General features: G+C 65.1%; 19 protein-coding genes. 7 read left to right on the forward strand and 12 right to left on the reverse strand.

The genetic code is table 11. The features are described 5' to 3' along the window. Positions 1 to 54 precede the first annotated feature (54 nt). Together HMPREF0298_RS04380 and HMPREF0298_RS04385 are read right to left on the reverse strand one after the other, a co-directional pair. Positions 55 to 1,020: a MaoC/PaaZ C-terminal domain-containing protein gene (locus tag HMPREF0298_RS04380; protein WP_006839904.1), complete on the reverse strand. Its 966-nt coding sequence runs from the start codon at positions 1,018 to 1,020 to the stop codon at positions 55 to 57. A 5-nt stretch (positions 1,021 to 1,025) separates the two neighbouring features. Continuing rightward, positions 1,026 to 2,360, reverse strand: coding sequence for a 3-oxoacyl-ACP reductase (locus HMPREF0298_RS04385; protein ID WP_006839905.1), 1,335 nt, complete (start codon positions 2,358 to 2,360; stop codon positions 1,026 to 1,028). An 82-nt stretch (positions 2,361 to 2,442) separates the two neighbouring features. Here HMPREF0298_RS04385 and HMPREF0298_RS04390 point away from each other — a divergent pair, with 82 nt between their 5' ends. Together HMPREF0298_RS04390 and HMPREF0298_RS04395 are read left to right on the forward strand one after the other, a co-directional pair. Further along, complete coding sequence (locus HMPREF0298_RS04390; protein WP_425358139.1) at positions 2,443 to 3,795, forward strand: acetyl-CoA C-acetyltransferase; 1,353 nt, start codon at positions 2,443 to 2,445, stop codon at positions 3,793 to 3,795. A 30-nt stretch (positions 3,796 to 3,825) separates the two neighbouring features. Continuing rightward, positions 3,826 to 5,901, forward strand: coding sequence for an acyl-CoA dehydrogenase family protein (locus tag HMPREF0298_RS04395; RefSeq protein ID WP_006839907.1), 2,076 nt, complete (start codon positions 3,826 to 3,828; stop codon positions 5,899 to 5,901). Between the two features lie 85 nt (positions 5,902 to 5,986). Here the strand turns inward: HMPREF0298_RS04395 and lipA are convergent, their stop codons facing one another. The 6 genes from lipA to sucB form a co-directional block, all read right to left on the reverse strand. Beyond that, the gene (gene lipA / locus HMPREF0298_RS04400; RefSeq protein WP_006839908.1) at positions 5,987 to 7,030 is read right to left on the reverse strand and encodes a lipoyl synthase; all 1,044 of its coding nucleotides are present in this window, start codon (positions 7,028 to 7,030) and stop codon (positions 5,987 to 5,989) included. A 29-nt stretch (positions 7,031 to 7,059) separates the two neighbouring features. Next, positions 7,060 to 7,836, reverse strand: coding sequence for a lipoyl(octanoyl) transferase LipB (gene lipB / locus HMPREF0298_RS04405; protein WP_040422493.1), 777 nt, complete (start codon positions 7,834 to 7,836; stop codon positions 7,060 to 7,062). A gap of 21 nt (positions 7,837 to 7,857) precedes the next feature. Beyond that, positions 7,858 to 8,250 carry a glycine cleavage system protein GcvH gene (gene gcvH / locus HMPREF0298_RS04410; protein WP_006839910.1) on the reverse strand — a complete coding sequence of 131 codons (393 nt, stop codon included), beginning with the start codon at positions 8,248 to 8,250 and terminating at the stop codon, positions 7,858 to 7,860. Between the two features lie 4 nt (positions 8,251 to 8,254). Next, entirely contained in the window at positions 8,255 to 9,334 is a 1,080-nt protein-coding gene (gene gcvT / locus HMPREF0298_RS04415; RefSeq protein WP_006839911.1) for a glycine cleavage system aminomethyltransferase GcvT, read from the reverse strand. A gap of 14 nt (positions 9,335 to 9,348) precedes the next feature. Beyond that, positions 9,349 to 12,225, reverse strand: a complete 2,877-nt coding sequence (gene gcvP, locus HMPREF0298_RS04420) for an aminomethyl-transferring glycine dehydrogenase (RefSeq protein ID WP_006839912.1) — start codon at positions 12,223 to 12,225, stop codon at positions 9,349 to 9,351. 166 nt (positions 12,226 to 12,391) lie between these two features. Continuing rightward, positions 12,392 to 14,599: a 2-oxoglutarate dehydrogenase, E2 component, dihydrolipoamide succinyltransferase gene (sucB, locus tag HMPREF0298_RS04425; protein ID WP_006839913.1), complete on the reverse strand. Its 2,208-nt coding sequence runs from the start codon at positions 14,597 to 14,599 to the stop codon at positions 12,392 to 12,394. A 104-nt stretch (positions 14,600 to 14,703) separates the two neighbouring features. On the opposite strand from sucB, the gene HMPREF0298_RS04430 reads away from it, so the two are divergent. Next, a complete protein-coding gene (locus HMPREF0298_RS04430) occupies positions 14,704 to 15,099 on the forward strand; it encodes a hypothetical protein (RefSeq protein WP_040422675.1) in 396 nt (131 codons plus the stop codon). Here the strand turns inward: HMPREF0298_RS04430 and HMPREF0298_RS04435 are convergent, their stop codons facing one another. Beyond that, positions 15,100 to 16,575 (reverse strand): leucyl aminopeptidase, encoded by a 1,476-nt coding sequence (locus HMPREF0298_RS04435; protein WP_006839915.1) that lies wholly within the window; start codon positions 16,573 to 16,575, stop codon positions 15,100 to 15,102. Between the two features lie 84 nt (positions 16,576 to 16,659). Here HMPREF0298_RS04435 and HMPREF0298_RS04440 point away from each other — a divergent pair, with 84 nt between their 5' ends. Then, complete coding sequence (locus HMPREF0298_RS04440) at positions 16,660 to 17,796, forward strand: branched-chain amino acid aminotransferase (protein WP_006839916.1); 1,137 nt, start codon at positions 16,660 to 16,662, stop codon at positions 17,794 to 17,796. A gap of 30 nt (positions 17,797 to 17,826) precedes the next feature. Here the strand turns inward: HMPREF0298_RS04440 and HMPREF0298_RS04445 are convergent, their stop codons facing one another. Both HMPREF0298_RS04445 and HMPREF0298_RS04450 read right to left on the reverse strand, forming a co-directional pair. After that, entirely contained in the window at positions 17,827 to 18,801 is a 975-nt protein-coding gene (locus HMPREF0298_RS04445) for a nicotinate-nucleotide--dimethylbenzimidazole phosphoribosyltransferase (RefSeq protein ID WP_006839917.1), read from the reverse strand. Further along, positions 18,801 to 19,538 carry a DUF3043 domain-containing protein gene (locus HMPREF0298_RS04450; protein WP_006839918.1) on the reverse strand — a complete coding sequence of 246 codons (738 nt, stop codon included), beginning with the start codon at positions 19,536 to 19,538 and terminating at the stop codon, positions 18,801 to 18,803. The genes HMPREF0298_RS04445 and HMPREF0298_RS04450 overlap by 1 nt, the downstream gene beginning before the upstream one ends. A 129-nt stretch (positions 19,539 to 19,667) precedes the next feature. Here HMPREF0298_RS04450 and HMPREF0298_RS04455 point away from each other — a divergent pair, with 129 nt between their 5' ends. After that, entirely contained in the window at positions 19,668 to 20,012 is a 345-nt protein-coding gene (locus HMPREF0298_RS04455) for a HesB/IscA family protein (protein WP_006839919.1), read from the forward strand. A 260-nt stretch (positions 20,013 to 20,272) separates the two neighbouring features. On the opposite strand, the gene asnB is transcribed toward HMPREF0298_RS04455, so the two are convergent. Beyond that, entirely contained in the window at positions 20,273 to 22,195 is a 1,923-nt protein-coding gene (asnB, locus tag HMPREF0298_RS04460; RefSeq protein WP_006839920.1) for an asparagine synthase (glutamine-hydrolyzing), read from the reverse strand. A 433-nt stretch (positions 22,196 to 22,628) separates the two neighbouring features. Between asnB and ctaC the strand changes: the two genes are divergently transcribed. Further along, the gene (gene ctaC / locus HMPREF0298_RS04465; RefSeq protein ID WP_006839921.1) at positions 22,629 to 23,723 is read left to right on the forward strand and encodes an aa3-type cytochrome oxidase subunit II; all 1,095 of its coding nucleotides are present in this window, start codon (positions 22,629 to 22,631) and stop codon (positions 23,721 to 23,723) included. 14 nt (positions 23,724 to 23,737) lie between these two features. Beyond that, on the forward strand, positions 23,738 to 24,169 hold the full coding sequence (gene ctaF / locus HMPREF0298_RS04470) for an aa3-type cytochrome oxidase subunit IV (protein WP_006839922.1): 432 nt from the start codon (positions 23,738 to 23,740) through the stop codon (positions 24,167 to 24,169). Positions 24,170 to 24,200: the final 31 nt, after the last annotated feature.

Consider the following 24,200-nt stretch of genomic DNA (forward strand, 5'->3'; position numbering starts at 1 on the left):
ACTGTCCCGTGCAGGGCAGCGAGGCGCTTATCGACGCTCAACCTTTCAAAAACGCTACAGGTAATCAACCCGCGCGTTGAGGTGCAGCTTCTCCGGCTTGGAGGTGCTGCGCAGCTGGATGTTGACGCTGTTGTCACCCTCCGGCACAACCCACTCCGCAACGCGGGTCGGGATGACCACGGGCTTGTAGAACTCCACGCGGTAGCGCAGCGCACCGCCGAGCTTGCCCTCAAGGAAGCGCAGCGCAGCGGCCGCGGAGTACATGCCGTGGGCGATAATGCCCGGGAAGCCGAACAGCTTCGCACCGATGTTGGAGGTGTGAATCGGGTTCTTGTCGCCCGAGGCCTCCACATAGTTGCTCACCGTCTCGCCGGTGACCTTGATGTGGCCGTTGGCGGCGTACTCGGGCAACTCTGGGGAGTCCAGGCGGCGGCCGTTGTCCGCGCCGCGGGTGGTTACCGAGACCGGGGCGTCCTTGGCAAACTTCTGGCCCTGGGCGAGGAAGGTCGACACCTGGGTCCACAGCGGCTCCCCATCGGTCTCACCGTCGAGGAAGACCTGGGTGACCATGTCGATGAGCAGGCCCTTGCGGTGCGGGCGCAGCTTCTCCCCGTGGGCGCGCACGGTGTAGGACTCGTCGACACGCAAAGCGCGCTTCTGGGTGATCTCGTTGGCGATGTGAACCGCGCCGGTGGCGGCGAAGGGGAAGTCCTCGCGCGCCATGAGATCCATCGTCAGCGGGAAAACGACGACGAAGAAGTAGGTCGGCGGCAGCTCGTTGGACAGGCGCAGGCCGGTGGCCTGGGTGTAGGCCGCGAGCTTGGCAACGTCGACCTTCACGCCGCGGACCTCGGTCCGCGAGGTCGGATCTGCATCGGCGGAGTGCTTGGTGCCCACGACCGGCAGCATGCCGCGCTTGATGTCGTTCATCACCTTGTCCAAGTCCGGGACGGCCTTGAGTACCTTGTAGGAGGCCTCCGGCGCCTTGTCCGGCCGGGAAGAAGAAATGCGGGTGGTCATGAAATTTACGCCCCCAGCATGCTCTGACCGCAGACGCGGACGATGTTGCCGTTGACGGCCTTCGAGGCGGCGGCGGCGAAGTACGCGACGGTCTCGGCAACGTCGATCGTCTGGCCACCCTGCTGCAGGGAGTTCATGCGGCGCCCAACCTCGCGGGGGCCGGTCGGCATAGCGGCGGTCATGTCTGTCTCGATGAAGCCAGGGGCCACGGCGTTGATGTTGCCGCCCAGATCTGCGAGACGGTCGTGCAGCGCGTCGACGAAGCCGATCACGCCGGCCTTGGTGGTGCCGTAGTTGGTCTGGCCGCGGTTGCCCGCGATACCGGCGATGGAGGAAACACCGATGACAGCCGGGGAGTCGCCGAGAGCGTTGGCCTCGAGCAGCTTCTCGGTGATGCGCACGGGGGCGACCAGGTTGATGTTCTGGACCATGTTCCAGCGGCTGTCGTCCATGTTGACGAGCAGCTTGTCGCGGGTGACACCAGCGTTGTGGACCAAGATGTCGATCTTGCGGCCGTAGCGCTCGTCAGCGTGCGCTGCGAGCTTGTCGGCGGCCGCAGGGTCGGTCACGTCGAGCGGAAGCGCGGTGCCCTTGACCTTGTTCGCGGTCTGGGTCAGGCCCTCGCCTGCCTGCGGGATGTCGACGCAGATGACCTTGGCGCCGTCGCGCGAAAGGGTCTCAGCGATGACCGCACCGATACCGCGGGCGGCACCGGTAACCACGGCGAGGCGACCCGCCAGCGGCTGCTCCCAGTCGGCGGGGGCAGCGGCAGAGACGTCGGTAATGCGGATGACCTGGCCATCGACGTATGCCGACTTGCCGGAGAGCAGGAAGCGCAGGGTGGACTCAACCTGGGTGAAGTTGTTGGAGTCGATGGCGGGATCGACGTAGACGAGCTGGGCGGTGGCGCCCTTGCGCAGTTCCTTGGCCACGGAGCGCGAGAAGCCCTCCAGGGCGCGGGCGGCGATGCGGGCGTCGGTATCCTCGATCAGCTCCGGGGTGGTGCCGATGACAACGATGCGGGCGTTGTCCGCGATCTTGCGCATCTGCGGGTTGAAGAAGTCGTACAGCTGCTTGAGGTCTTCGGGGCGGGCAATCTCCGTCGCGTCGAAGACGATGCCGGCACGCGGGGTGTCGGCCTCAGCCTTGAGGAGCTTATAGGGGCCCTCGAGGGTGGAGGTGAGAGCCTCGACAAGTCGGCCCTGTCCGCCGATGACAACGGGGGCGTGCAGCAGAGGCTCGCCTGCCTTGTAGCGGCGCAGCGGGTAGCCTTGCGGGACGCCAACCTTTGCCGCTAGCGGAGAGTTAATGAGTTGTTCGAGAAAGCCCTTCTTGGCCACGGTGTGCTCCTTGTTAATTGGGGGGTCGTGCCGTTTGTGTTCGTGATTTACCTTACATCACTACTCTTTTGTGTTGTATAGTATAACGAGAAATAACTTCAACTCCGAACTTCCACCAGTTGAAAGCAGGAAAAGTACAGTGAATCAGCCTCGCAAGGTCGCCATCCTCGGCGGCAACCGTATCCCCTTTGCACGTTCCAACAAGGAATACGCAAACGCGTCCAACCAGGACATGCTCACCGCCGCGATCGACGGTCTCGTCGCCCGCTACGGCCTGCAGGATGAGCGCCTCGGACTCGTCTCCGGCGGTGCCGTCCTCAAGCACGCCCGCGATTTTAATCTCGTCCGCGAGTCCGTGCTCGGCTCCTCTCTCGCGCCGACCACCCCGGCTGTCGACGTCCAGCACGCTTGCGGCACCTCGCTGACGTCCGCGATTCAGGTCGCCGACGCCATCGCCATGGGCCGCATCGACTCCGGCATCGGCTGTGGCACCGACACCACCTCGGACGCACCCCTGGCAGTCAACGACACCCTGCGCAAGACCCTGATCAAGGCTTCCAACGCAAAGAAGCCGGCTGACCAGCTGAAGCTATTCGGCTCCATCCGCCCGAGCCAGCTGGCGCCGGAACAGCCGCAAAACGGCGAGCCCCGCACCGGCCTGTCGATGGGTGAGCACGCCGCCATCACCGCTCGCGAGATGGAGATCTCGCGCGAAGCTCAGGACGAGCTCGCTGCAGCCTCCCACCAGAACCTGGCCAAGGCTTACGATGCCGGCTTCTTCAACGACCTGGTCACCCCGTTCCTCGGCGTGCAGCGCGACACCAACCTGCGCCCGGACTCGAGCGTGGAGAAGCTGTCCAAGCTCAAGCCCGTCTTCGGCAAGCAGGACGCAATCCAGTACGGCGGCACCGCAACCATGACCGCCGGTAACTCGACCCCCCTGACCGACGGCGCCGCTGCCGTGCTGCTCGGCACCGAAGAGTGGGGCCAGGCCCACGGCCTAGAGGCGCAGGCATTCATCGTTGACTCCGAGGTCGCCGCTGTCGACTTTGTCCACGGCAAGGACGGCCTGCTCATGGCGCCGACCTACGCTGTGCCGCGCATGCTCGAGCGCAACGGCCTGAGCCTGCAGGACTTCGACTTCTACGAGATCCACGAGGCGTTCGCCTCGCAGGTTCTGGCCACCCTCAAGGCTTGGGAAGACGAGACCTACTGCCGCGAGCGACTCGGCCTTGACGCCCCGCTGGGCTCGATCGACCGCGCCAAGCTCAACGTTAAGGGCTCCTCGCTGGCAGCTGGCCACCCGTTCGCGGCGACCGGTGCCCGCATCCTCGCTTCCGCAGCCAAGACCCTCGTTGAGAATGGCGGCGGCCGCACGCTTGTTTCCGTCTGCGCCGCGGGAGGCCAGGGCGTCGTTGCCATCATCGAGCGTTAATCGCCAGCACTGACCCGAAAGGTTCCTTCCATGTCTCTCCCCAACCCTCCGAAGGAAGACGTCAAAGACGCCAAGCACCTCGCCACTGACACCACGAAGGCCAGTGGCCGCCCGGAGAAGAACCAGCCGGAACGCCTGCCGGCGACCCCGGACTCCAACGCGGTCCAGGACCTCGCTGACGTCCTTGACGGCAATTACAAGGACCGCAAGGAAAGCCTGCGCCCTCTGCTTAACGACGCCTCCCTGCTCCCGAAGATCGACGGCACCCTCGACGAGATCCGCGCCGACAACCTCGAGAATGTGCAGAAGATCGCCTCCAGCGGCAAGATCCAGCCGTCGTTCTCCCCGCTCAACGGCGGCGAGGGCCAGGTCGCCGCGGGAGTGTCGTCGCTCGAGCTCATCGCCCAGATCAATAACTCCGCCGCGATTAAGTCCGGCGTGCAGTTCGGCCTATGGGGCGGCGCCGTCGACGCGCTGGGCACCGAGCGCCACGTCGAGTTCGCGCAGGGAGCGATGGACCTGACCAAGCTCGGCTGCTTCGCCATGACCGAGATCGGCCACGGCTCCAACGTGCAGCAGCTCGAAACCACCGCCACCTACGACCCAGAGACGAAGGAGTTCATTGTCAACTCCCCGACGCCGGGGTCGAAGAAGGCCTACATCGGCAACGCTGCGCGCGACGGCCGCTGGGCAGCTGTTTTCGCCCAGCTCTACACCCCGGACTCCGAGGAGTCCCACGGCGTGCACTGCATCATTGTCCGCATCCGCGAGGAAGACGGCTCCGACGCCCCGGGCGTGACCACCTCCGACCACGGCCACAAGGGCGGCCTGCTCGGCGTGGACAACGGCATGATCGTGTTCGACAACGTCCGCGTGCCGCGTGAGAACCTGCTCAACCGCTTCGGTGACGTGGCGGAGGACGGCACGTATTCCTCCCCGATCGAGTCGAAGAACCGCCGCTTCTTCACCATGCTCGCCACCCTCGTGCGCGGCCGCCTCGGAGTCGGCGCATCCGCCCTCGGCGCGTCCCGCACCGGCCTCGCCTTGGCCGTGAAGTACGCGAACATCCGCCGTCAGTTCGAGGCCGGCACCCCGGGCAAGGAAGCCCGTCTCATCGACTACCGCCAGCACCGCCGTCGCCTGCTCATCCCGCTGGCGAAGTCCTACGCCCTGGCCATATTCCAGAACGCGCTGCTGGACCGCTACCAGGCGCAGCAGGACGCCATCATGGCAGGCGAGTGGAACCCGGCTCAACCGACCGATGAGCAGGAACGCGCCGGGCGTGAGATGGAGACGCTGGCCGCCATCTTCAAGTCGACCGCCGCGACCTACGCCAACGCCACCCTGCAAGAGTGCCGCGAGGCCTGCGGCGGCGCCGGCTACATGTCCGAGAACCTGTTGACCACCTTCCGTGCCGACGTGGACATCTTCACCACCTTCGAGGGCGACGACACCATTTTGCGCCAGCTCGTGGGCAAGAACCTGCTCACCGCCTACGGCCGGGAAGTCTCCGAGATGTCTCCGTTCGGCATGGCGAAGTTTGTCGCCTCCAACGTCGGCGACATCCTCACCCGCCGCTCCGGCATCGCCGCCGGCGTCCAGTCCATCTCCGACCGCGTGACCGGCACCGGCTCGCTGTTCGACGCCGACACCCAGCTGCGCATCGTCCAGGCCCGCGAGGAGCACGTGCTCAACTCCCTGGTCCGCCGCGTCCAGGTTGCGCGCAAGATGGACCGGGAGGACGCCGCCAAGGTCATCGACCGCGCCCAGGATCACCTGCTGGCCGCGGCCGTCGCGTACGGCGACCGCATGATGGTTCAGGCCATGATCGAGGCGGAGGAGAAGCTCCCGGAGAACTCGCCGGCGCGCCCGGTCTTCGAGCAGCTGCGCGACCTCTACGTCTTGGACACCATCGTGGAGCACGCCGACTGGTACCAGGAGCACGGCGTCCTGCCGAGCGGCCGCGTCAAGGCCGCGAAGGCCGCGGTCAACGACCTGGTGGACTCCCTTGGCCCGTGGTCCGAGGTACTTGTGGATGCCTTCAAGATCCCCCAGGTCGTCCTCGACCGCCCGATGATGTCCAACGGCGGCACCGACCTCAGCTAGCGCCCCAGCGCGCACGCTAAAGCGCCGCGGCCCTTCCCCTAGATGGGGGTTAGGACCGCGGCGCTTTCGTTGCGTCTACTGGGTTCTAGCGGGTCACCACGGGGGTGTCCTTCGACGGGCCGTACTTGCTCAACAGCGTCGACGCCTCCTGGGCGGTATCGCCCTGCGAGGTTTCCGCCAAGTGGCGCAGGTTCACCGGCAGCTCGCGCTCGCGGTGCTTCATCGCCTCGACGTAGAGCTTGCCCGCTCGGTACGACGAACGCACCAGGGGACCAGACATGACGGCCCCGAAGCCCATCTCGTAGGCCGCGTCGCGGTACTCGATGAACTCCTCCGGCTTCACCCAGCGCTCAATAGGGTGGAATTGCGGGCCCGGGCGTAGGTACTGGGTGATCGTGATGATGTCGGTGCCGGCGTCGACAAGGTCGTGGAGCGACTCCATGACCTCCTCTCGGGTCTCTCCAATACCCAGGATCAGGTTGGACTTGGTGATGAGCCCGAAGTCGCGTGCCTGGCGTATCACGTCGAGGGAGCGGTCGTAGCGGAACGCGGGGCGGATGCGGCGGAAGATGCGCGGCACGGTCTCGATGTTGTGCGCGAATACCTCAGGACGGGCCTCGAAGACCTCCTGCAGCAGGTCGGGTTTGCCCGAGAAGTCGGGGGTGAGGTTCTCCACGCCGGTGTGCGGGTTGAGCTCGTGGATCTTGCGCACGACCTCGGCGTAGAGCCAGGCGCCCTCGTCCTCGAGATCGTCGCGGGTCACGCCCGTGATGGTGGAGTAGTTGAGGTTCATTTCGCGGACCGACTCCGCGACGCGCAGTGGCTCACCGCGGTCAAGCGGGTCCGGCTTCGCGGAGTTGATCTGGCAGAAGTCGCAGCGGCGCGAGCAGTTCGCGCCACCGATGAGGAAGGTTGCCTCGCGCGATTCCCAACATTCGTGGATGTTGGGGCAACCCGCCTCTTGGCACACCGTGTGAAGGGACGCTCCCGCCACCTTCTTCTTCATGTCCTCGTACTCAGGGCCAGTTTTCACGGCGTTGCGGATCCACCGCGGCTTCGCCTCGATTGGGGTCTGCGCGTTTCGCTTCTCGACGCGCAGCAGCTTACGGCCTTCAGGTGCAACAGTCACCCCTTAAGGGTATCCCGTATGTCAAGCCACTAGAGAATGCGGGTTAATCCCTTCGACGGGTCGGGGGCGGAAGCGAACGTGTGATCTTCCACCGCGAGCTCGCCGGACAGGGCGCGGTCGAGGGCGTCGAGAAGCGGGGTGCTCAACTCGTCGGTGGTGACATCGCGGCCGAGTTCGAGGCTCAGGGTGGTCACGTCGGCGTCGTTGATGCCGCAGGCGACGATGTGGCGGTAGGCGTCGAGAGTGTTGTTGCAGTTGAGAGACAGCCCGTGCATGGTCACCCCGCGGGTGACGCGGATGCCGAGAGCGGCGATCTTGCGGTCGCGCGTCGGCGCTTCCGGGTTGGCAGCGCGGGTGCTGTAGGGGACCCAGACGCCGGAGCGGCCGTCGATACGCCCAGCGGTGGTCACTCCCGCTTCGCGCACGGCGTGGATGATGGCCTCTTCGAGCCGGCGCACGTAGTCGACGACGTCGACCGGGTCGGCGAGCTTGACGATGGGGTAGACCACAAGCTGGCCCTCACCGTGCCACGTGATGCGCCCGCCGCGGTCGACCTGGACGACAGGGGCGTCATCGTCGGGCATGTCCGCAGGCTGCGTGCGCTTGCCCGCGGTGTAGGTGTAAGGGTGTTCGAGGACCAAGACGGTGTCGCCGATGTCGCCTGCGGCGCGCTGGGCCGCAAGATCGGCCTGGAGTTCCCAGGCGTCGGTGTAATCGACTAGGCCGAGGTGGCGCACGTCCAAGAGCCCACCCGAAGATCGGATGGGCTGGTGGGCGGGGAAGAAAGGTTCGCGCGGAGCACTCATGCTCCACACTCTAACCGCGTTTTAGACGCCGTTGGAGGAGGCGTACTCATCCGCGGTCATCAGCGGGCCTGCCGCCGAGATGGTGACCTCGAAGAGCCAACCCTCGCCGAACGGGTCCTTGTTGATGATCTCGAAATTGCCGTCGATCTCCTCGTTGACGGCGGCGACGGTGCCGCTGACGGGGGAGTAGAGGTCGGAGACCGACTTGGTGGACTCGACCTCGCCGCAGGTCTCGCCCGCGGTGACCTCGTCGCCCACCTGGGGCAGGTCAGCGAAGACGATCTCGCCGAGGCGGTCGGTGGCCACCGAGGTGATTCCGACGCGCACGACGGTGCCCTCGGCAACGTCCTGCGGGGCGTTGATCCACTCGTGGTCTTCGGAGTAGGAAAACTCTTGGGGCAGGGAGTGAGCCATGAGGTTAGGAGTCCTTTCGGGAGTAGAACGGTGTGTCAACGATAGTAAACGGGTAACGGCGCCCGCGGATGTCAATTTCGACGTCGGTGCCGATTTCTGCGCGCTCCGGGTCGAGGTGCGCGAGAGCGACCGGGTAGCCCAGCGTCGGTGACGGCTGGCCGGACGTGACAACGCCGATCTTGTCGTCGCCGATGAATACCTCAGCACCCTCGCGCGCGGCGCGGCGATCCTGCGAAGTCAATCCCGCAATCACCACGGAGGGCTCGCGGCCCGTCAGGGCCTGCTTGCCCACGAAGTCGGCCTCCTTCTTGGCGAAAGCGCGACCCATGCCAGCTTCCACCGGGGTGATGTCCGCGGTCAGCTCGTGGCCGTACAGGGGCATGGAGGCCTCCAAGCGCAGCGAGTCGCGGGCGGCGAGCCCGCAGGCAGTGCCATGGCTAATCACGGCCTCCCACACGGCGGGTGCGTTTTCGAAGGTGGAGTAGATCTCGAAACCGTCCTCGCCCGTGTAGCCAGTGCGGGCGACGATGATGTCGATGGCGTCCGCGCCCTCGCCGAGCTTCATCTCGCCGGCGGAGTAGTAGGACAGGTCGCCGGGGGAGCCGTCGATAAGCGGCTCGAGCACCTCCAGCGAGCGCGGGCCCTGAACAGCAATCAGGGCGATCTCCTCGCTGCGGTTGGTCAGCTCAACATCGAAGTCGCCGGCGCGGGACTGAAACGCCAGCCAGACGGCGTCCGTGTTGGCCGCGTTGGGCACCACGAGGTAGCGGTCTTCAGCAAGTTTGTAGCTGATCAGGTCGTCCACGATGCCGCCGTCCTCGGCGACGATCATGGAGTACTTTGCCTTGCCCACCTTCAGGGTGGACAGCGAAGAAATCAGCGCATAGTCCAAAAACGCGCCGGCGTCCGGGCCGATGACGTCGATCTCACCCATGTGGGAAAGGTCGAAGATGCCGACGTCGGAGCGCACCGCGCGGTGTTCCTCGAGCTCGCTGCCGTACTTGAGCGGCATGGTCCAGCCGCCGAAGTCCGTGAACGAGGCGCCGAGGGCCTCGTGCGTGCTTTTCAATGGTGATTCTGGCATGGTAAAAGCCTTTCCTACTTGGAGTTTTCTTCGGTGACAACCACGTCGACCTCTTCGACGGCATCGGGCTCGATGTCGAAGGCCTCGGGCGGCGGGCAGGCGCACTGCAAGTTGCGGTCGCCGTACGCCTCGTCGATGCGGCGCACCGGCGGGAAGTACTTGTTGTGGATCAGGCTCGGCACGGGGTAGGCCGCCTGCTCGCGTGAGAACTCGTACGGCCACTCGCTGCGGGTGACGCTGTAGGCGGTGTACGGGGAGTTGTGCACGACCGACTTTTCGTACTCGATGGCGCCGTCGGCAATCTCCTGGATCTCCGCACGGATGCTGCGCATCGCTTCGATGAAGCGCTTCAACTCGGCGAGGTCCTCGGACTCGGTGGGCTCCACCATGAGCGTTCCCGCCACGGGGAAGGCCAGGGTCGGGGCGTGGAAACCGTAGTCGACCAGACGCTTCGCAACGTCGGTGGCGGTGACACCGGATTCGGTGGCGATGCCGTTGAGGTCGAGGATGCACTCGTGGCCGACCAGTCCGGAGTCGCCGGTGTAGAGGATCGGGTAGGAGTCCTTGAGTTCGTGGACGAGGTAGTTGGCGGCCAGAACAGCGTTCTGGGTGGCCTTCTTCAACCCCTCTGCGCCCGACATGGCGATGTACGCCCACGAGATCGGCAAAACGCCGGCCGAGCCGTAGGTGGTCGACGAGATCGGCACTCCCGCGCCTTCCGGCACGTCGGTGGCTGCGTGCTCGCGGGAGACCTGGGGGTCGGCCGGCAGGAAGGGCACGAGGTGCTCCGCCACGCCGATCGGGCCGACGCCCGGGCCGCCGCCACCGTGCGGGATGGTGAACGTCTTGTGCAGGTTCAGGTGGCTGACATCGCCCCCGAAGTCCCCCGGGCGGCCGATGCCGGTCAGGGCGTTCATGTTGGCGCCGTCGATGTAGACCTGCCCGCCGGCCGCGTGGACCTTGTCGGCGACGGTCTGGACCGTGTCTTCGTACACGCCGTGCGTGGAGGGGTAGGTCAGCATGATCGCCGCGACGCGTCCGGCGTGCTGCTCCAGCTTGGCGTCGAGATCCTCGAGGTCGATGGAGCCGTCGGCGGCAGTCTTAATGACGGCGACGCGCAGGTTGGCCAGCGTCGCGGAGGCGGCGTTCGTGCCGTGCGCGGAGGCCGGGATGAGGCAGATGTCGCGTTCGGTATCGCCGTTGGCGACGTGGTAGCGGCGGATCGCCAGCAGGCCGGCCAGTTCGCCCGTGGCACCGGAGTTCGGCTGGACACTCACGGCCGCGTAGCCGGTGAGTTCAACGAGCCAGTCGGACAGCTCGGTGATCAGCTCGCGCCAGCCCTCGGTGTACTCGTCGGGGGTGAACGGGTGCACGTTGGCGAAACCCGGCCAAGTGATGGACTCCAGGCCCGCGGTGGGATTGAGCTTCATCGTGCACGAGCCCAGCGGGATCATGGTGCGATCCAGCGCAAGATCTTTATCGCCCAGGGTGCGGATGTAGCGCATCATCTGGGTCTCGGAGTGGATGGCGTTGAACGTCTCGTGCGTCAGGAAGTCAGTGGTGCGTGCGAGCTCCTCCGGCAACGTGTTTTCACCGGCGGTGACGGTGCCGCCGAACGCCTCGACGAGCACGCGCAGGTCGTCGACCTCGGTGTCCTCGCCGAAGCTGACAACAACGGTGTCGGCGCCGATGGTGCGCACGAGGTAGCCGTTGTCGGCCAACGTTTGCTTGATCTCGGCGGCCCGGCCGGGAACATCCACGGCGACGGTGTCGAAGAAGTGCGCGTGGCGCACGGTGCCCTCGCTAATCGACGCGGCAAAGCTCGCAGCCCGTTCGTGGATGGTTTGCGCGATCTCGGTCAACCCCTGCGGCCCGTGGTAAACGGCATACATTGAAGCGGTCACGGCGAGCAGAGCCTGGGCGGTGCAGATGTTCGACGTCGCGCGCTCGCGGCGGATGTGCTGCTCGCGGGTCTGCAACGCCAAGCGGTATGCAGGGTAGCCCTCGGCGTCGACCGATACGCCCACGAGACGGCCCGGCATCTGGCGCTTGAGCTTGTCGGTGACCGCCATGTAGGCGGCGTGCGGGCCACCGTAGAACAGCGGCACGCCGAAGCGCTGGGTGGTGCCGATGGCGATGTCCGCGCCGAGCTCGCCCGGGGACTCGAGAAGCGTCAGCGCGAGAACATCGGCATCGACGGCGGCAAGGCCACCGCGCTCGTGGATGGCCTCGATGATCGGGCGCGGATCGAGGATGTCGCCCTCGGTGCCGGGGTAGGCGAGCACGACACCGACGAGATCCTCGCCGACGACGCCCTGCGAAAGGTCCGCCACCTCGACCTCAAGGTCGATCGCGCGGGCGCGCTCGGAGGCGACTGCGATGACCTGCGGGTGCAGCCGGGCGTCGAGAAGCACTCGGCGGCCCTTTTTCACAGCGCGCGACATCAGGCCGATGGCCTCGCCGGCGGCGGAGGCTTCGTCGAGCAGCGAGGCGTTGGACACGGGCAGGCCGGTGAGGTCTTGCACCATGGTCTGGAAGTTCAGCAGGGCCTCTAGGCGGCCCTGCGAAATCTCGGGCTGGTAGGGGGTGTAGGCGGTGTACCAGCCGGCATCCTCCACGACGCCGCGACGGATGACGGGCGGGGTCAATGTGGAGGAGAACCCCTGGCCGTAAAAGGCCTTGAGAACGACGTTCTTGTCGGCCAGTTCGCGTAGGCGGGTTTGGGCCTGCTGCTCGCTCATCGCCGGCGGGAGGGTGATCTCCTTCTTCGCCTTGATGCCTGGCGGCATGGCCGTGTCAACGAGTGCTTCGACGCTGTCGTAACCCAAGGCGGCGAGCATCTCCCGCTCTTCCGCTTGGTCGGGCCCGATGTGACGGGAAATGAAATCCAACGCGTTCTCCTTGAATCGGGGTTGCAGTATGGCTGTTAGTTTAACGAGTCCTCAGACACAACCCCATGGTGTCGGTGGCATAAGCCACACCTACCGCTCTGTACTGGGAAAACAGTGGCCTCCCCGGCAGGTGCACCGGAGAGGCCAACGTTACGCGGGGTTTAGCTTAGAGCCCCAGGTCATCTTCGAAGGCGGCCGTTTCGATGCGGTCGCGGATCGTGGTGACGAAGCGGCCGGCATCGGCACCGTCGACGAGCTGGTGGTCGTAGGTAAACGGCAGGTAGGTCATCTGACGGATCGCGATGGCGTCAACGCCGTTGTCGGTGACGACAACCGGCCGCTTCTCAATCGCGGCCGTGCCCAGGATGCCGGCTTGCGGCGGTGTGAGAATCGGCGTGTCCAGCATCGCACCGGAGGAACCGATGTTGGTCACCGTGAACGTGGCGCCGGAGAGGTCATCCGGGCGCAGCTTCTTGTTGCGCGCGCGGTCTGCCAGATCGGCGATGCCCGTGGCAATGTCGGCCAAGTTCATCTTCTCCACGTTCTTCAACACGGGAACGAGCAACCCCTGCGGGGTGTCGACGGCGATGCCGAGGTTGACGTCCGCGTGGTAGGTGATCTCCTTCGCCTCGGCGTTGTAGGACGCGTTGACGTTCGGGTGGGAGACCAAGGCCTCGGCCGCAGCCTTGACGAAGAACGCCAGGTAGGTGATGTTGACGCCGTACTTCTCCACGAACTCTGGCTTCACCTTCTTGCGCAGGGCGGCAACAGCGGTGACGTCCACTTCCTGCACGTGGGTGAGCTGCGCGGTGGTCTGCAGCGATTCGACCATCTTCGACGCGGTGATCTGGCGGATTCGAGAGACCTTCTGCGTGGTGCCAATCAGCTCCTGCTTGGAGGAGTCGACGCCGGCGGTGGACCAGTTCGCGCGCGGGTCCTTCGGGGCTTGCGCCTTATCCGCAGCCGCCTCGCTGGAGGAGTCACCCGAGTCAGCCTTGGCGCCCTCGGCGGCGGCGAGGACATCCTGCTTGCGGATGCGCCCGCCGACGCCAGTGCCCTCGATCGAGTTCAGGTCAACTCCGTGCTTGTCGGCGAGCTTGCGCACCAGCGGGGTGACATACGGAACCTTGTCGCCGCGGTCGTCCAGCTTCGTCGACGCGGCAGACGCGTTGGAGGCCTCCTCGTCGGCGCTGTCCTTCTTGGCGTCCTGCTCAGAGCGCTCGTTGGCGGCGGAACCAGCAGCGGCCTTGTCGTCCTGCTTGGGCTCTTCCTTCTCCTCTTCCTCGGCAGGCTCCTCGGTCGCCGCCTTGGCCTCAGGGGTGTCCTCGCTGGAGTCGCCCGCAGCGGCTTCGGCGTCGCCGATGATGGCGATGGTCGCGCCGACCTCAACGGTGTCGTCTTCCTTAGCGAGGATCTCCAGGATCGTGCCCTCCACCGGCGAAGGGATCTCGGTGTCGACCTTGTCGGTGGAGACCTCGAGCAGCGGCTCGTCGACCTCGACAATATCGCCGACCTGCTTCAGCCACGTGGTGATGGTGCCCTCGGTGACGGACTCACCGAGCTCGGGCATTTCGACCTTGGTGGACTCGCCGGAGCCCTTCAGGTTGGTTGCGGAGGAGTTCTTCTCGTCTTTCTTCGGAGCGTCCTCCGGGTTGGTGCCCTCACCTGCGGCGGAGTTGTCCTCGGTGACGTCTTCGTCGGCGTCGGCAACGTTGTCCTCACCGCGGTTGGTTTCCTCAGGCTGTGCGGCGGCAGCCGTGTCTGCGTCTGCGTCGCCAACGCGGGCGATGACGGCGCCGACCTCGACGGTGTCGTCTTCCTCGGCGAGGATTTCAACGAGGGTGCCTTCAACCGGCGAGGGGATTTCGGTGTCGACTTTGTCGGTGGAGACCTCGAGCAGCGGCTCGTCGACCTCTACGTCGTCGCCGACCTGCTTCAGCCACGTGGTGATGGTGCCCTCGGTGACGGATTCACCCAGTTCCGGCATCTCAACGTCGGTGAGGGAACCGGACGAGGGCTTATCGGCCTTCTCGGACGCAGCAGGCTTCTCCTTTGCCTCAGGTGCCTCAGCCTCGTCAGCTGCGTCGTTATCGGAGGAATCCGCAGGGGCGTCGGAGTCGCTGGAGGACGCTTCGCCCTCTTCGCCGATAATCGCGATGGTTTCACCGACCTCGACGGTGTCATCTTCTGCGGCCTTGATTTCGAGGATCACGCCTGCGACGGGCGAGGGGATTTCAGTGTCGACCTTGTCCGTGGAGACCTCGAGCAGCGGTTCATCGACGTCGACGGTGTCGCCGACCTCCTTCAGCCACGTGGTGATAGTGCCTTCGGTTACCGATTCGCCCAGCTCGGGCATCTCTACTGAGTGCGCCATGGTTTCTGTCTCCTCGCAGGTAAATTACGACGTCATCTTCAAGGCTTTAGAGTACCCGTTTCCCGGGTGTGCTGTCGGTCACGGGGGGTCGTATGATGAGATGCGTGTTCAACCTCTTCGGCAAGCGGAAATCCTCCTCGCCGCTCAAACCCCCGCGCGCTCCGGGCGAGACGATCCGCCCTGACGACGCGCAGCACCTCCGTCAGTGGGCAGCGGGGCGCGCGTATGTGGAGGGCTTCGTGGAGCCGGAGACTGTTCTCAACGAGATGTCCGTCGTGCTTGTCGACGAAGCCGGCAACTTCACCCGCCGCCGCATCGGGGGCCCGAAGGGAATCGACGCTGTGGCGAAGCTTTTGGGCATCACGCTTTACGACGTCGAAGAGACGGGCTACCCGGAGCGCATGCGCAAGAAGATGGAGCAGGAGCGCATCCTGCGCAGGCGCGCCGAGCAGCGGCAACGCCGCGCGAAGTTCGAGCGCGGCGAAGACCCGCTCAGTTAACTACTTGCCAGCCAGCTCGCTCAGCGCCTCCACGATGGTGCGCACAGGCGTGCCCGTGGCGCGCTTCGGCGTGAAGCCGTGGGCGCTGCCAGTGTTCCAGGATGGCCCGGCGATGTCCATGTGCACCCACTGAGTGTCCTCGTGGACGAACCGGGACAGGTACAGGCCGGCGTAGAGCATGCCGCCGTTGCGGGAATTGTGGACGTTGCGGATGTCAGCAATCGGGGAGCGGAGCTCCTCTTCCTGCTCCTCGAGCAGCGGCATGGACCACGCGTTTTCACCCACTGCGCGGCCGATTTCGGCGACGCGGTCGCGGAACTCATCGGAGCCCATGACTGCGCAGGTGCGGGTGCCCAGCGCAACCATCTGGGCACCGGTCAGCGTGGCCACCTCAATGAGGTAGTCGGGTTGATCTTCCGATGCGCGGGCTAGAGCGTCGGCAAGCACGAGGCGCCCTTCGGCGTCGGTGTTGAGCACCTCGCTCGTCAGGCCGCCGTAGTGCGTGATCACGTCGCCGGGGCGAGTCGCGCTGCCGGAGGGCATGTTTTCCGCCAACGGCAGCCACGCCTCGATGCGCGCGCCCACGCCGAGGCGCGCCGCGGCGGCGATGGCGGCCAGTTGAGCGGCCGAGCCACCCATGTCGGAGATCATGTCCTCCATCTGCGGCGCCGGTTTGAGCGAAATCCCGCCGGTGTCGAACGTGATGCCCTTGCCCACAAGTGCAATCGCGCGTGACGACGCCCCCTCGGTGCCGTCCCACACCAGATGGACCAGGCGCGGCGGGCGCGTCGAGCCCTTACCGACGGCGAGAATGCCACCAAACCCGTTGACCGCGAGGTACTCCTCGTCGTAGACCTCCACGTCGAGCCCGCACTGTCCGGCGACTTCCTCCATGATGCGCGCGTAGGTCTCCGGGTAGAGGAAGTTGCCGGGGGTGTTGACAAGGTCGCGGGCGAGCAGCGTGGACTCGGCGACGACAACGGCGCGCTCAAACTCCTCGCGCGCCTCGGCGGAATCGCCGCCGACGACGGTGATGCGCACCGGTGCTTCAGCCTCCTCAGGCTGGGTCTTCATCCCCGTGTAGCGGTAGCCGCCGAGCAGGAGCCCCTCGACGATCGGGCGGATACCCAGCTCGGTGGTGACCGTGGCGCGCTCGACACCCGTGAGGTTGCGCGCGAGCGCACCGGCGGCGCGGCGCACGGCGTCCTCGTCGATCTCGTCGGAGTCCCCGAGGCCGAAGGACAGCGTCAGGTGGTCGTCGATAAGCAGGCGCGTGACCTCGCCCTGCTTGCCGCGCGCGCCGACGGCCTCAAGGCCCTCCAACAGTCCCTCGACAGCCAGCGCCGTGACCGGAAGCTCCAGGCCATCTCCGGAGGTCACGGGCACCAGCGAGACACCCGGATCTGTGGGGACCTGGGTGGCGAATTCCAGTTCAACGGTGGTGCCGCGCGCCGGCAGGGAAACCTCGAACGTCATGTAGAAGCAATCCTTTCTTCCCGGTGAAAACCAAAAGTTCATCTTTTAATAACCGTATATTGTCGAAGGAGTAGAGTATGGCGCATGACCACGCTCAACCCCACTGAATCCACTGTGACGAACAACCCCAACCCGACCCCCGACGCCGAGCGCGCGGAGGTACTCCGGGAGCCGAAGTTCGGCCAGGTATTCACCGACCATATGGTCTCCATCGAGTGGAGCACGCAGCGTGGCTGGCACGACCCGCAGGTCCGCCCCTACGCGCCGATCTCGCTCGACCCCGCGGCGAGCGTGCTGCACTACGGGCAGGCCATCTTCGAGGGACTCAAGGCGTACCGCAACCGCGGCGGAGGGATCACCACCTTCCGCCCCGAGCAAAACGCCGCGCGCATGCGCTCGTCCGCTCGACGGCTCGCCATGCCGGAACTGCCCGACGAGCTGTTTTTGGAATCGCTGCGCCAGCTCGTCACCATCGACGAAGCGTGGGTCCCCGAAGCCGGCGGGGAATCCTCCCTCTACCTGCGCCCGTTCATGATCGCCAACGAGGCCTCCCTCGGGGTCAAGCCGTCGTCGTCCTACACCTTCTACGTCATCGCCTCGCCGGTCGGCGCGTACTTCCGCGGCGGCGTGAAGCCGGTGTCGGTGTGGATCTCCGAAGACTACGTGCGCGCCGCACCGGGCGGCACCGGTGATGCGAAGTTCGCCGGCAACTACGCCGCCTCGCTGCTCGCCCAGGCCCAGGCAGAGCAGAAAGGCTGCGACCAGGTCGTGTGGCTCGATGCCATCGAGCGCACCTACATCGAGGAAATGGGCGGCATGAACCTGATGTTCGTCTACGGGTCCGAGGCATCCGATACGGGTGTCACGATTGTCACCCCGTCGCTGTCCGGCTCGCTACTGCCCGGCATCACCCGCGACTCCATCCTCCAGGTGGCCAAAGACCTCGGCTACGGCACCGACGAGCGCCGCATCAGCGTGGACGAATGGCGCGACGGCGTCGCCTCCGGCGAGATCACCGAGACGCTCGCCTGCGGCACGGCGGCCGTGATCACACCGGTGGGCAAGGTGATGTCGAACTCCGGCGAGTTCACCATCAGCGGCAACGAGGCCGGTGAAGTGTCCATGAAGCTGCGCAAGCAGCTTCGCGCTATCCAGGAAGGCGAGGTCGAGGACACCCACGGGTGGAACCACTTCCTCGTCGAGGCGGCCGCCACCGCGTAAATGGCGTGAAGCGGGAGGGCAAGCCCCCCGCTAGCCCTCGTGGCTGCGCAGCTCCTCGCCCGCGAGCTCGGCGGCCCCGTTGATAACCGGCAAGGCGAGCAGTGCGCCGGCGGCCTGGCCGGTAGACATATCGAGCGCGAGAACCGGGGTGAGCTCGAGCGCCTGCACACACACCGCGTGGCAGGGCTCCGGGCTGAGCTGCCCCGCAATCAACCACCGTTTCGTACCCGGGGCGAGCTTCTCAGCGACGAATGCGGCAACGGCGACGTACGCGCCGTCGATAAGCACGGGCGTGCGGCGAACCGCGGCCTGGGCGATCAAAGCGACGAGCGTGACGAAGTCCGGGCCCGAGATCGCGCGCAGTACCGCGGGGACGTCGTCGCGGAACCCGCGGACGCGGAACATGGCGTCGCGCACGGCGACGACCTTGACCTTCCACACCTCGTCGTTGATGCCGCTGCCGCGCCCGATTGCCACGGCGGGTTCGGTGCCGGTGAGCGCGCCGAACACGGCCGCCGCGACCGTGGTGTTACCCACGCCGAGGTCCCCAGGGATGATGAGGTCGGTGCCGGCGTCGACCTCGTTGTCGGCGATCTGGGTGCCCAAGGCGAGTGCCTGGTCGAAGACCTCCTGGCTCATCGCGTCCTCGATGTCGATGGAGCCGTGGGGGGCGTCGGCGAAGTCGTCGACAAGCCGCAACGTGCACCCGGCGATGCGCGCCGCCGTGTTCGCGGGGCCGCCCCCGGCCCGGATCTCCTCGACCTGCACGGCCGTGGCCTCCGGCATGAACGCCGAAACCCCGCGCTGCGCCACGGCGTGGTTGCCCGCGATGACGATCGCGCGCGCCCTGTCAAACGGCTCCGGGGTAGAAGACGCGGTCACGGACGCGACCCAGGCGGCGATGTCACCCAGCCGGCCAAGAGAGCGCCCCCGCACAGAGGCGGCGAGCCGCTCCCGCACGCGGGCCCCTGCCGCCTCGTCCGGAATGTCTACCGTGGCAAACATCACTCCGCCTTCGATCCGGCGGCGACCTGCGGCTTCGGTGTGCGCCACTTGCGCGGTTGAGTTGCACGCGAGAAGGCGTACATGCCCAGCGAGAAGCCGGTGTCGTCGGTGCCGGGGAACTTGGCGCTCACGGCCTTGTTCGCCGAGCGGCCGATGATGAATCCCTCGGCGATGATCATCAGCATGAACGCCATGGACACCAACGAAATGACGTTGGCCACCCGCGGGCCGGCGAAGGACACCAAGAACGTCAGCACCAGGATCACCAGTGCGATTGGCATGACCCAGTTGTTGATGAAATAGCGCGAATCAACCCAGTCGCGCACGTAGCGTCGGACCTCGCCCTTATCGCGGTCCATCAGGTAGCGCTCGTCGCCCTGGTCCATCCGGGCCTGCATCTCGCGGTTCGACGCGCGGCGCTCTTCGCGCTGCTTCCTCTTGTAGTCCTTCCATTCCTGCTTGGACATGGACTTGCGCAATTCCTTGTTGCGCTGGTTCTGCTGAGCGGGCGTGAGCGCGTTGGGGTCTCGCACCACTCCACGCTTGACTTCTTGCTCAATGCGCTTCGGGGTGGGTCGCCCCTTTGGCGGGGTGTAGCCCTTCGGGAGCTTCTTGTCCTCCCGCGTTTCAGTAGCGTCGGCGCGCTCTCCATCGCGTGCGGCGGGCTGCGGCAGCTCGATTTTGGTGGAGCCGGCGGCCGCCTTGGTGTTTTCGGTTTTCTGCCACGGAAGTTTCACGCACTTAAGGCTACAAGGCGCGGGGTAGTTTGCTGGAATATGTCCGAGCGGGTTGGCGTTGTACCGCAAGAAGCGGGCAGTAGGTAGGCTGGCTCGCAAGATCTTCCACAGTTTGTCAAGGAGCTTTACATGACTGCACCCACCTCCACCACCGGTGTCACGCTGACCGACGCGGCCGCGGCCAAGGCCAAGGCCCTCCTCGACCAGGAAGGCCGCAACGACCTCGCACTGCGCATCGCCGTTCAGCCGGGCGGCTGCGCTGGCCTTCGCTACCAGCTGTACTTTGACGACCGTGACCTCGACGGGGACAAGGCCGACGAGTTCGGCGGCGTCCGCCTGGTCGTTGACAAGATGAGCGTGCCGTTCCTGATGGGCGCAACGATCGACTTCGCCGACACCATTGAGCAGCAGGGCTTCACCATCGACAACCCCAACGCCGGCGGGTCCTGCGCCTGCGGCGACTCGTTCAACTAGATCGCGCTCGCTTGTCGACGCCCCCAGCCACGCGCTCGGGGCGTTTTTTAGTGCATCGCTTGTTGGGGGCGGGCTGATGTGATCTGCTGCGTTGCCAGTGCCAAATTTTACATCGTGCTGCGCCACGAGCTGGGAAAGTGTCAAAAGCTACGTCCGTGATGCAACTCTTGGCACTCCGCGCCCTGAAAGGGGGTTTTGGGTCTGGTGCAACGCGCGGCGTAGCCCCGGCAGCTGAACCCCCCGAATGCGGGACCTGCTGGCTACAGCGTCACGGGGTAGTCCTTGTGCTCGATGTCCGGGTCAATGCGGTGCTCGACAAAGATGCCGTGCCACACCATAAACGCCAGCACCGTCCACAGTCGGCGCGAGTGGTCGGCGACCCCGTTGCGGTGCTCCTTGAGCATCTCCAGAACCTCGGGCTTGTTGAAGATGTCGTCGGTTGCGGAGTCGCGGATGGTGTCCTGCGCCCAACCAAACAGCTCGTCGCCGGCGAGCCAGTGGCGCATCGGCACCGGGAAGCCCAGCTTCTTGCGGTGCAGAACATGGGTGGGAATGATCTGTTCCATCGCCTTGCGCAGGGCGTACTTGGTCGTGCCGTGGGCGATCTTCTGGTCAAACGGGATGGTCTGGGCGATCTTGAACACTTCCTTGTCCAAAAACGGTACGCGTAGTTCCAGTGAGTTGGCCATGTTCATCTTGTCGGCCTTGACCAAAATGTCGCCGCGCATCCAGGTAAACAGATCGAGGTTTTGCATGCGTGCCACCGGATCCATCTCCCGGGAGGCTGCATAGATTCCGGCGGTGACCTCGCGGTGGTCCCACTCGCGCTTCGCCCACGGCAGAACGCGCTGGAGCTGCTCGAAGTTAAAGGATCGCGCGTTGCCGTAGTAGCGTTCCTCCATCGGGGTGGTGCCGCGCTCGAGCAAGCTCTTTCCCTTCACGCCGTCCGGCAGGACGCGGCTGAGCCGGTTGAGCCCGCGGGCTAGGGGAGAGGGCAGCTTCTCAAACGGCGCGAGCGACAGCGGTTCTTTGTAGATGGTGTAACCGCCGAACAGCTCGTCGGCACCCTCGCCGGAGAGCACAACCTTGACGTGCTTGCGCGCTTCCTGCGCCACGAAGTACAGCGGAACAAGGGAGGGGTCGGCCACCGGGTCGTCGAGGTACCACATGATCTTCGGGATTGCTGCGGCGTACTCCTCGGGGGAGACAATCTTCACAATGTGCTCAACGCCGATCGCCGCGGCGGATTCGGCGGCGACGTCGACCTCAGAGTACCCCTCGCGTTCAAACCCGGTGGTGAAGGTCAACAGGTTCGGGTTGAGCCGCTTGGCCAGCGCGGCGATCGCGGTGGAGTCAATCCCGCCGGAAAGGAAGGAGCCCACGGTCACGTCAGCTCGCATGTGCTTTTCGACGCTATCTTCCAGCGCGCGGGCGATGGCGTCGTAAAGCGATTGCTCGCTGCCCTTGGCTACAGGAGTCGTTTTGAACTCGGGGGTGTAGTAGCGTTTCACTTCCACGGTGCCGCCCGGGCGCAGAGTGACGGTGCTTCCGGATTCGACGCGGCGGATCTGAGCGTGCAGGCTCTCGGGCTCCGGCACATACTGCAGGTCAGTGTAGTGCTCAATCGCGCGGCGGTCGAGCTCCAGCCCAAGGCCAAGCTCGTTCGCCATTTCGAGAATGGACTTCTTCTCGGAGGCGAAGACGGTGCCCTTGTCGGTGGTGGCGTAGTACAGGGGCTTGATGCCGAACTGGTCGCGCGCCGCGAACATCGTGCGCGTCTCGGTATCCCAGATGACGAAGCCGAACATGCCACGCAGGTGGTTAACTACCTCGGCGCCCCAGTGATGGAAGCCAACCACGATCGGTTCGCCGTCTCCGGAGGTGTTGAATTCGTACCCCGCAGCGGCGAGCTCCTCGCGCAGCTCCAGGTAGTTGTAGATTTCGCCGTTGAACACGAGCGCGTAGCGCTCGGGGTTTGCGGCGGGGCCCCACCGCAACGGCTGGTCGGAGTGTTCGATGTCGATGATCGCCAGACGGTTGAAACCGAACACCGCGTCATCGTCGTTCCAGGTCCCCGCAGCATCTGGCCCGCGGTGGTACATGCAGGGAAGAGCCCTTTCAACTGCCCCTACAAAATGGGATGCGTCATTGTTGGCGGCGAGAAAACCGACGAGACCGCACATGCGTCAATGCCTCCTATATATAAGGTCGCGCCGCTTGAGCGACGCCATTGTCCCAAGAATAGGGTTTCAACGGGGCGCAGTGTGAACCGACCTGGCTCGCAAGAGCGTCAATCGTGGTTCATCCTTTGGCGCGTCCCCGGATGGGGGCCAACTTTAGGATGATTCCCCCGCGGTGTTGTGTGAGCTGGGCTACACCTGAGTTTTCTGGAACCGGATCGCGTGATGTTTTAGGGACCCCACCTGCGCAAAGGGCGCGAGGGGTAACGGGGTGGGAATTGGGTGCGGCGCCGAAACCTGCGCGAGTGCCAGCGTTTTCCAATGGAAAAGGCCCGATGAACTATTCTGACTGGGTAGGAATGCTCAGCCGCATGTATAAGGGCTATCTAGTCATGGGCGTTCGATTGTTGGAGTGTGGACAGGAAGGCATACACACGTGGAAAAGGATAAGAACCGCAGCTTGGCCAAGAAGGTCGCAGTCGCGGGCTCGCTCCTGCTCGGCAGCTTCGCTCTGGCTGGTTGCGAGGTAGCACCGCCGGCAGCGCTGGCCAACGTGCTCGACATGGGATGGCCCGACCCGATCACCCCCGAGGGTGTCCAGATGTACAACTTCTGGGTTTGGGTCTGGGTCGCCGCTTGGACCATCGGAATTATCATGTGGGCACTGTTCCTCGTGGCAGTTTTCAAGTGGAACGCCAAGGCGCAGGCCAAGAAGACCGATGACGAGTTCCCGAAGCAGCTGCAGTACAACGTGCCACTCGAGCTCGGCCTGACGATCGTCCCGATCATCATTGTCTTTGTCCTGTTCTTCTTCACCGTGCAGGCGCAGACCAAGGCCGTCGCCTTGGACAAGGATCCCGAGGTCACTGTCGACGTCACGGCGTTCCAGTGGAACTGGAAATTCGGCTACGCCCAGATCGGCGAAGAGCTCTCCCCGACGGGCCAACTTTACAACGGTGCGGATGAGCAGCGCCAGGCGCTGGCTGAAGATACGAAGTACGAAGCCGAGGAGTTGCCCAATGCCAACCCGATCCATGGCACGTCCACGGGCGACATGTCGTACCTGAACTACAACGTCATCGAGACCACCGGCACCACCGATGAGATTCCGGTGCTCGTGCTGCCGACCGAAACGCCGATCGAGTTCCGCCTCGCCTCCGGCGACGTGAGCCACGCCTTCTGGGTCCCGGAGTTCCTGTTCAAGCGCGACGTGTACGCGCACCCGGAGTCGAACCAGCAGCAGCGTTCCTTCCAGATTGAGCGCATTGACCGTGAAGGCGCCTTCGTCGGCCGCTGTGCCGAGATGTGCGGCACCTACCACGCCATGATGAACTTCGAGGTTCGTGCTGTCTCGCCGGAGGACTTCCGCGCGTACATCCAGTTCCGCAATGACAACCCGGACGCCACCAACGCCCAGGCGCTTGAGTCCATCGGGCAGGATCCGTACGCCACGACCACCCGCCCGTTCAACTCTGACCGCGTCGGAACCCGCGACGGCCAGAACTACACCGACCCCAACCAGAACGTCTAAGAAAGCGAAGAGCAATGGGACCTGGATCCAAAGTTTTCTACGCCCTGGGCACCTTCCTTGCCCTGATCGCTGTGTTCTACATCCTGGCTACCACCTGGATCGGCGATGACGCGTACCTGTTCGGAATCGAGTGGGTCGGCAGCGTTGGCCTTGTGCTTGCAACCGCCCTCTCCTTCATGCTCGCCGTCTACCTCGACTTCACCGAGCGCCGCATGGATATCGTCCCGGAGGACTGGGAGGAGGCGGAGATTGAGGATGGCGCCGGCGTGCTCGGCTTCTTCTCGCCCCACTCCATCTGGCCGTTCGCGATGTCGGGAGCCATCTTCTTCCTCGGCCTCGGTGTTGCGTTCTGGCAGCTGTGGCTCGTCGCCATCGGCGCGGTTTTGCTGATCTGGACCACGACGCAGCTCAATCTGCAGTACGGGATTCCGCGCGAAAAGCACTAGCCGGCAGCCTGTCACAAACCCCCCGAACCGT

Origin of the sequence: Corynebacterium lipophiloflavum DSM 44291 (genome assembly GCF_000159635.1) — a bacterium.
GTDB classification, from domain to species: Bacteria; Actinomycetota; Actinomycetes; order Mycobacteriales; family Mycobacteriaceae; genus Corynebacterium; species Corynebacterium lipophiloflavum.

Coding starts and splice junctions, on each gene's coding strand:
- HMPREF0298_RS04455 (WP_006839919.1), top strand. CDS start 19,668: ATGACTGCACCCACCTCCACCACCGGTGTCACGCTGACCGACGCGGCC.
- HMPREF0298_RS04380 (WP_006839904.1), bottom strand. CDS start 1,020: ATGACCACCCGCATTTCTTCTTCCCGGCCGGACAAGGCGCCGGAGGCC.
- ctaF (WP_006839922.1), top strand. CDS start 23,738: ATGGGACCTGGATCCAAAGTTTTCTACGCCCTGGGCACCTTCCTTGCC.
- asnB (WP_006839920.1), bottom strand. CDS start 22,195: ATGTGCGGTCTCGTCGGTTTTCTCGCCGCCAACAATGACGCATCCCAT.
- HMPREF0298_RS04435 (WP_006839915.1), bottom strand. CDS start 16,575: ATGACGTTCGAGGTTTCCCTGCCGGCGCGCGGCACCACCGTTGAACTG.
- gcvH (WP_006839910.1), bottom strand. CDS start 8,250: ATGGCTCACTCCCTGCCCCAAGAGTTTTCCTACTCCGAAGACCACGAG.
- sucB (WP_006839913.1), bottom strand. CDS start 14,599: ATGGCGCACTCAGTAGAGATGCCCGAGCTGGGCGAATCGGTAACCGAA.
- gcvT (WP_006839911.1), bottom strand. CDS start 9,334: ATGCCAGAATCACCATTGAAAAGCACGCACGAGGCCCTCGGCGCCTCG.
- HMPREF0298_RS04440 (WP_006839916.1), top strand. CDS start 16,660: ATGACCACGCTCAACCCCACTGAATCCACTGTGACGAACAACCCCAAC.
- lipB (WP_040422493.1), bottom strand. CDS start 7,836: ATGAGTGCTCCGCGCGAACCTTTCTTCCCCGCCCACCAGCCCATCCGA.
- HMPREF0298_RS04445 (WP_006839917.1), bottom strand. CDS start 18,801: ATGTTTGCCACGGTAGACATTCCGGACGAGGCGGCAGGGGCCCGCGTG.
- HMPREF0298_RS04395 (WP_006839907.1), top strand. CDS start 3,826: ATGTCTCTCCCCAACCCTCCGAAGGAAGACGTCAAAGACGCCAAGCAC.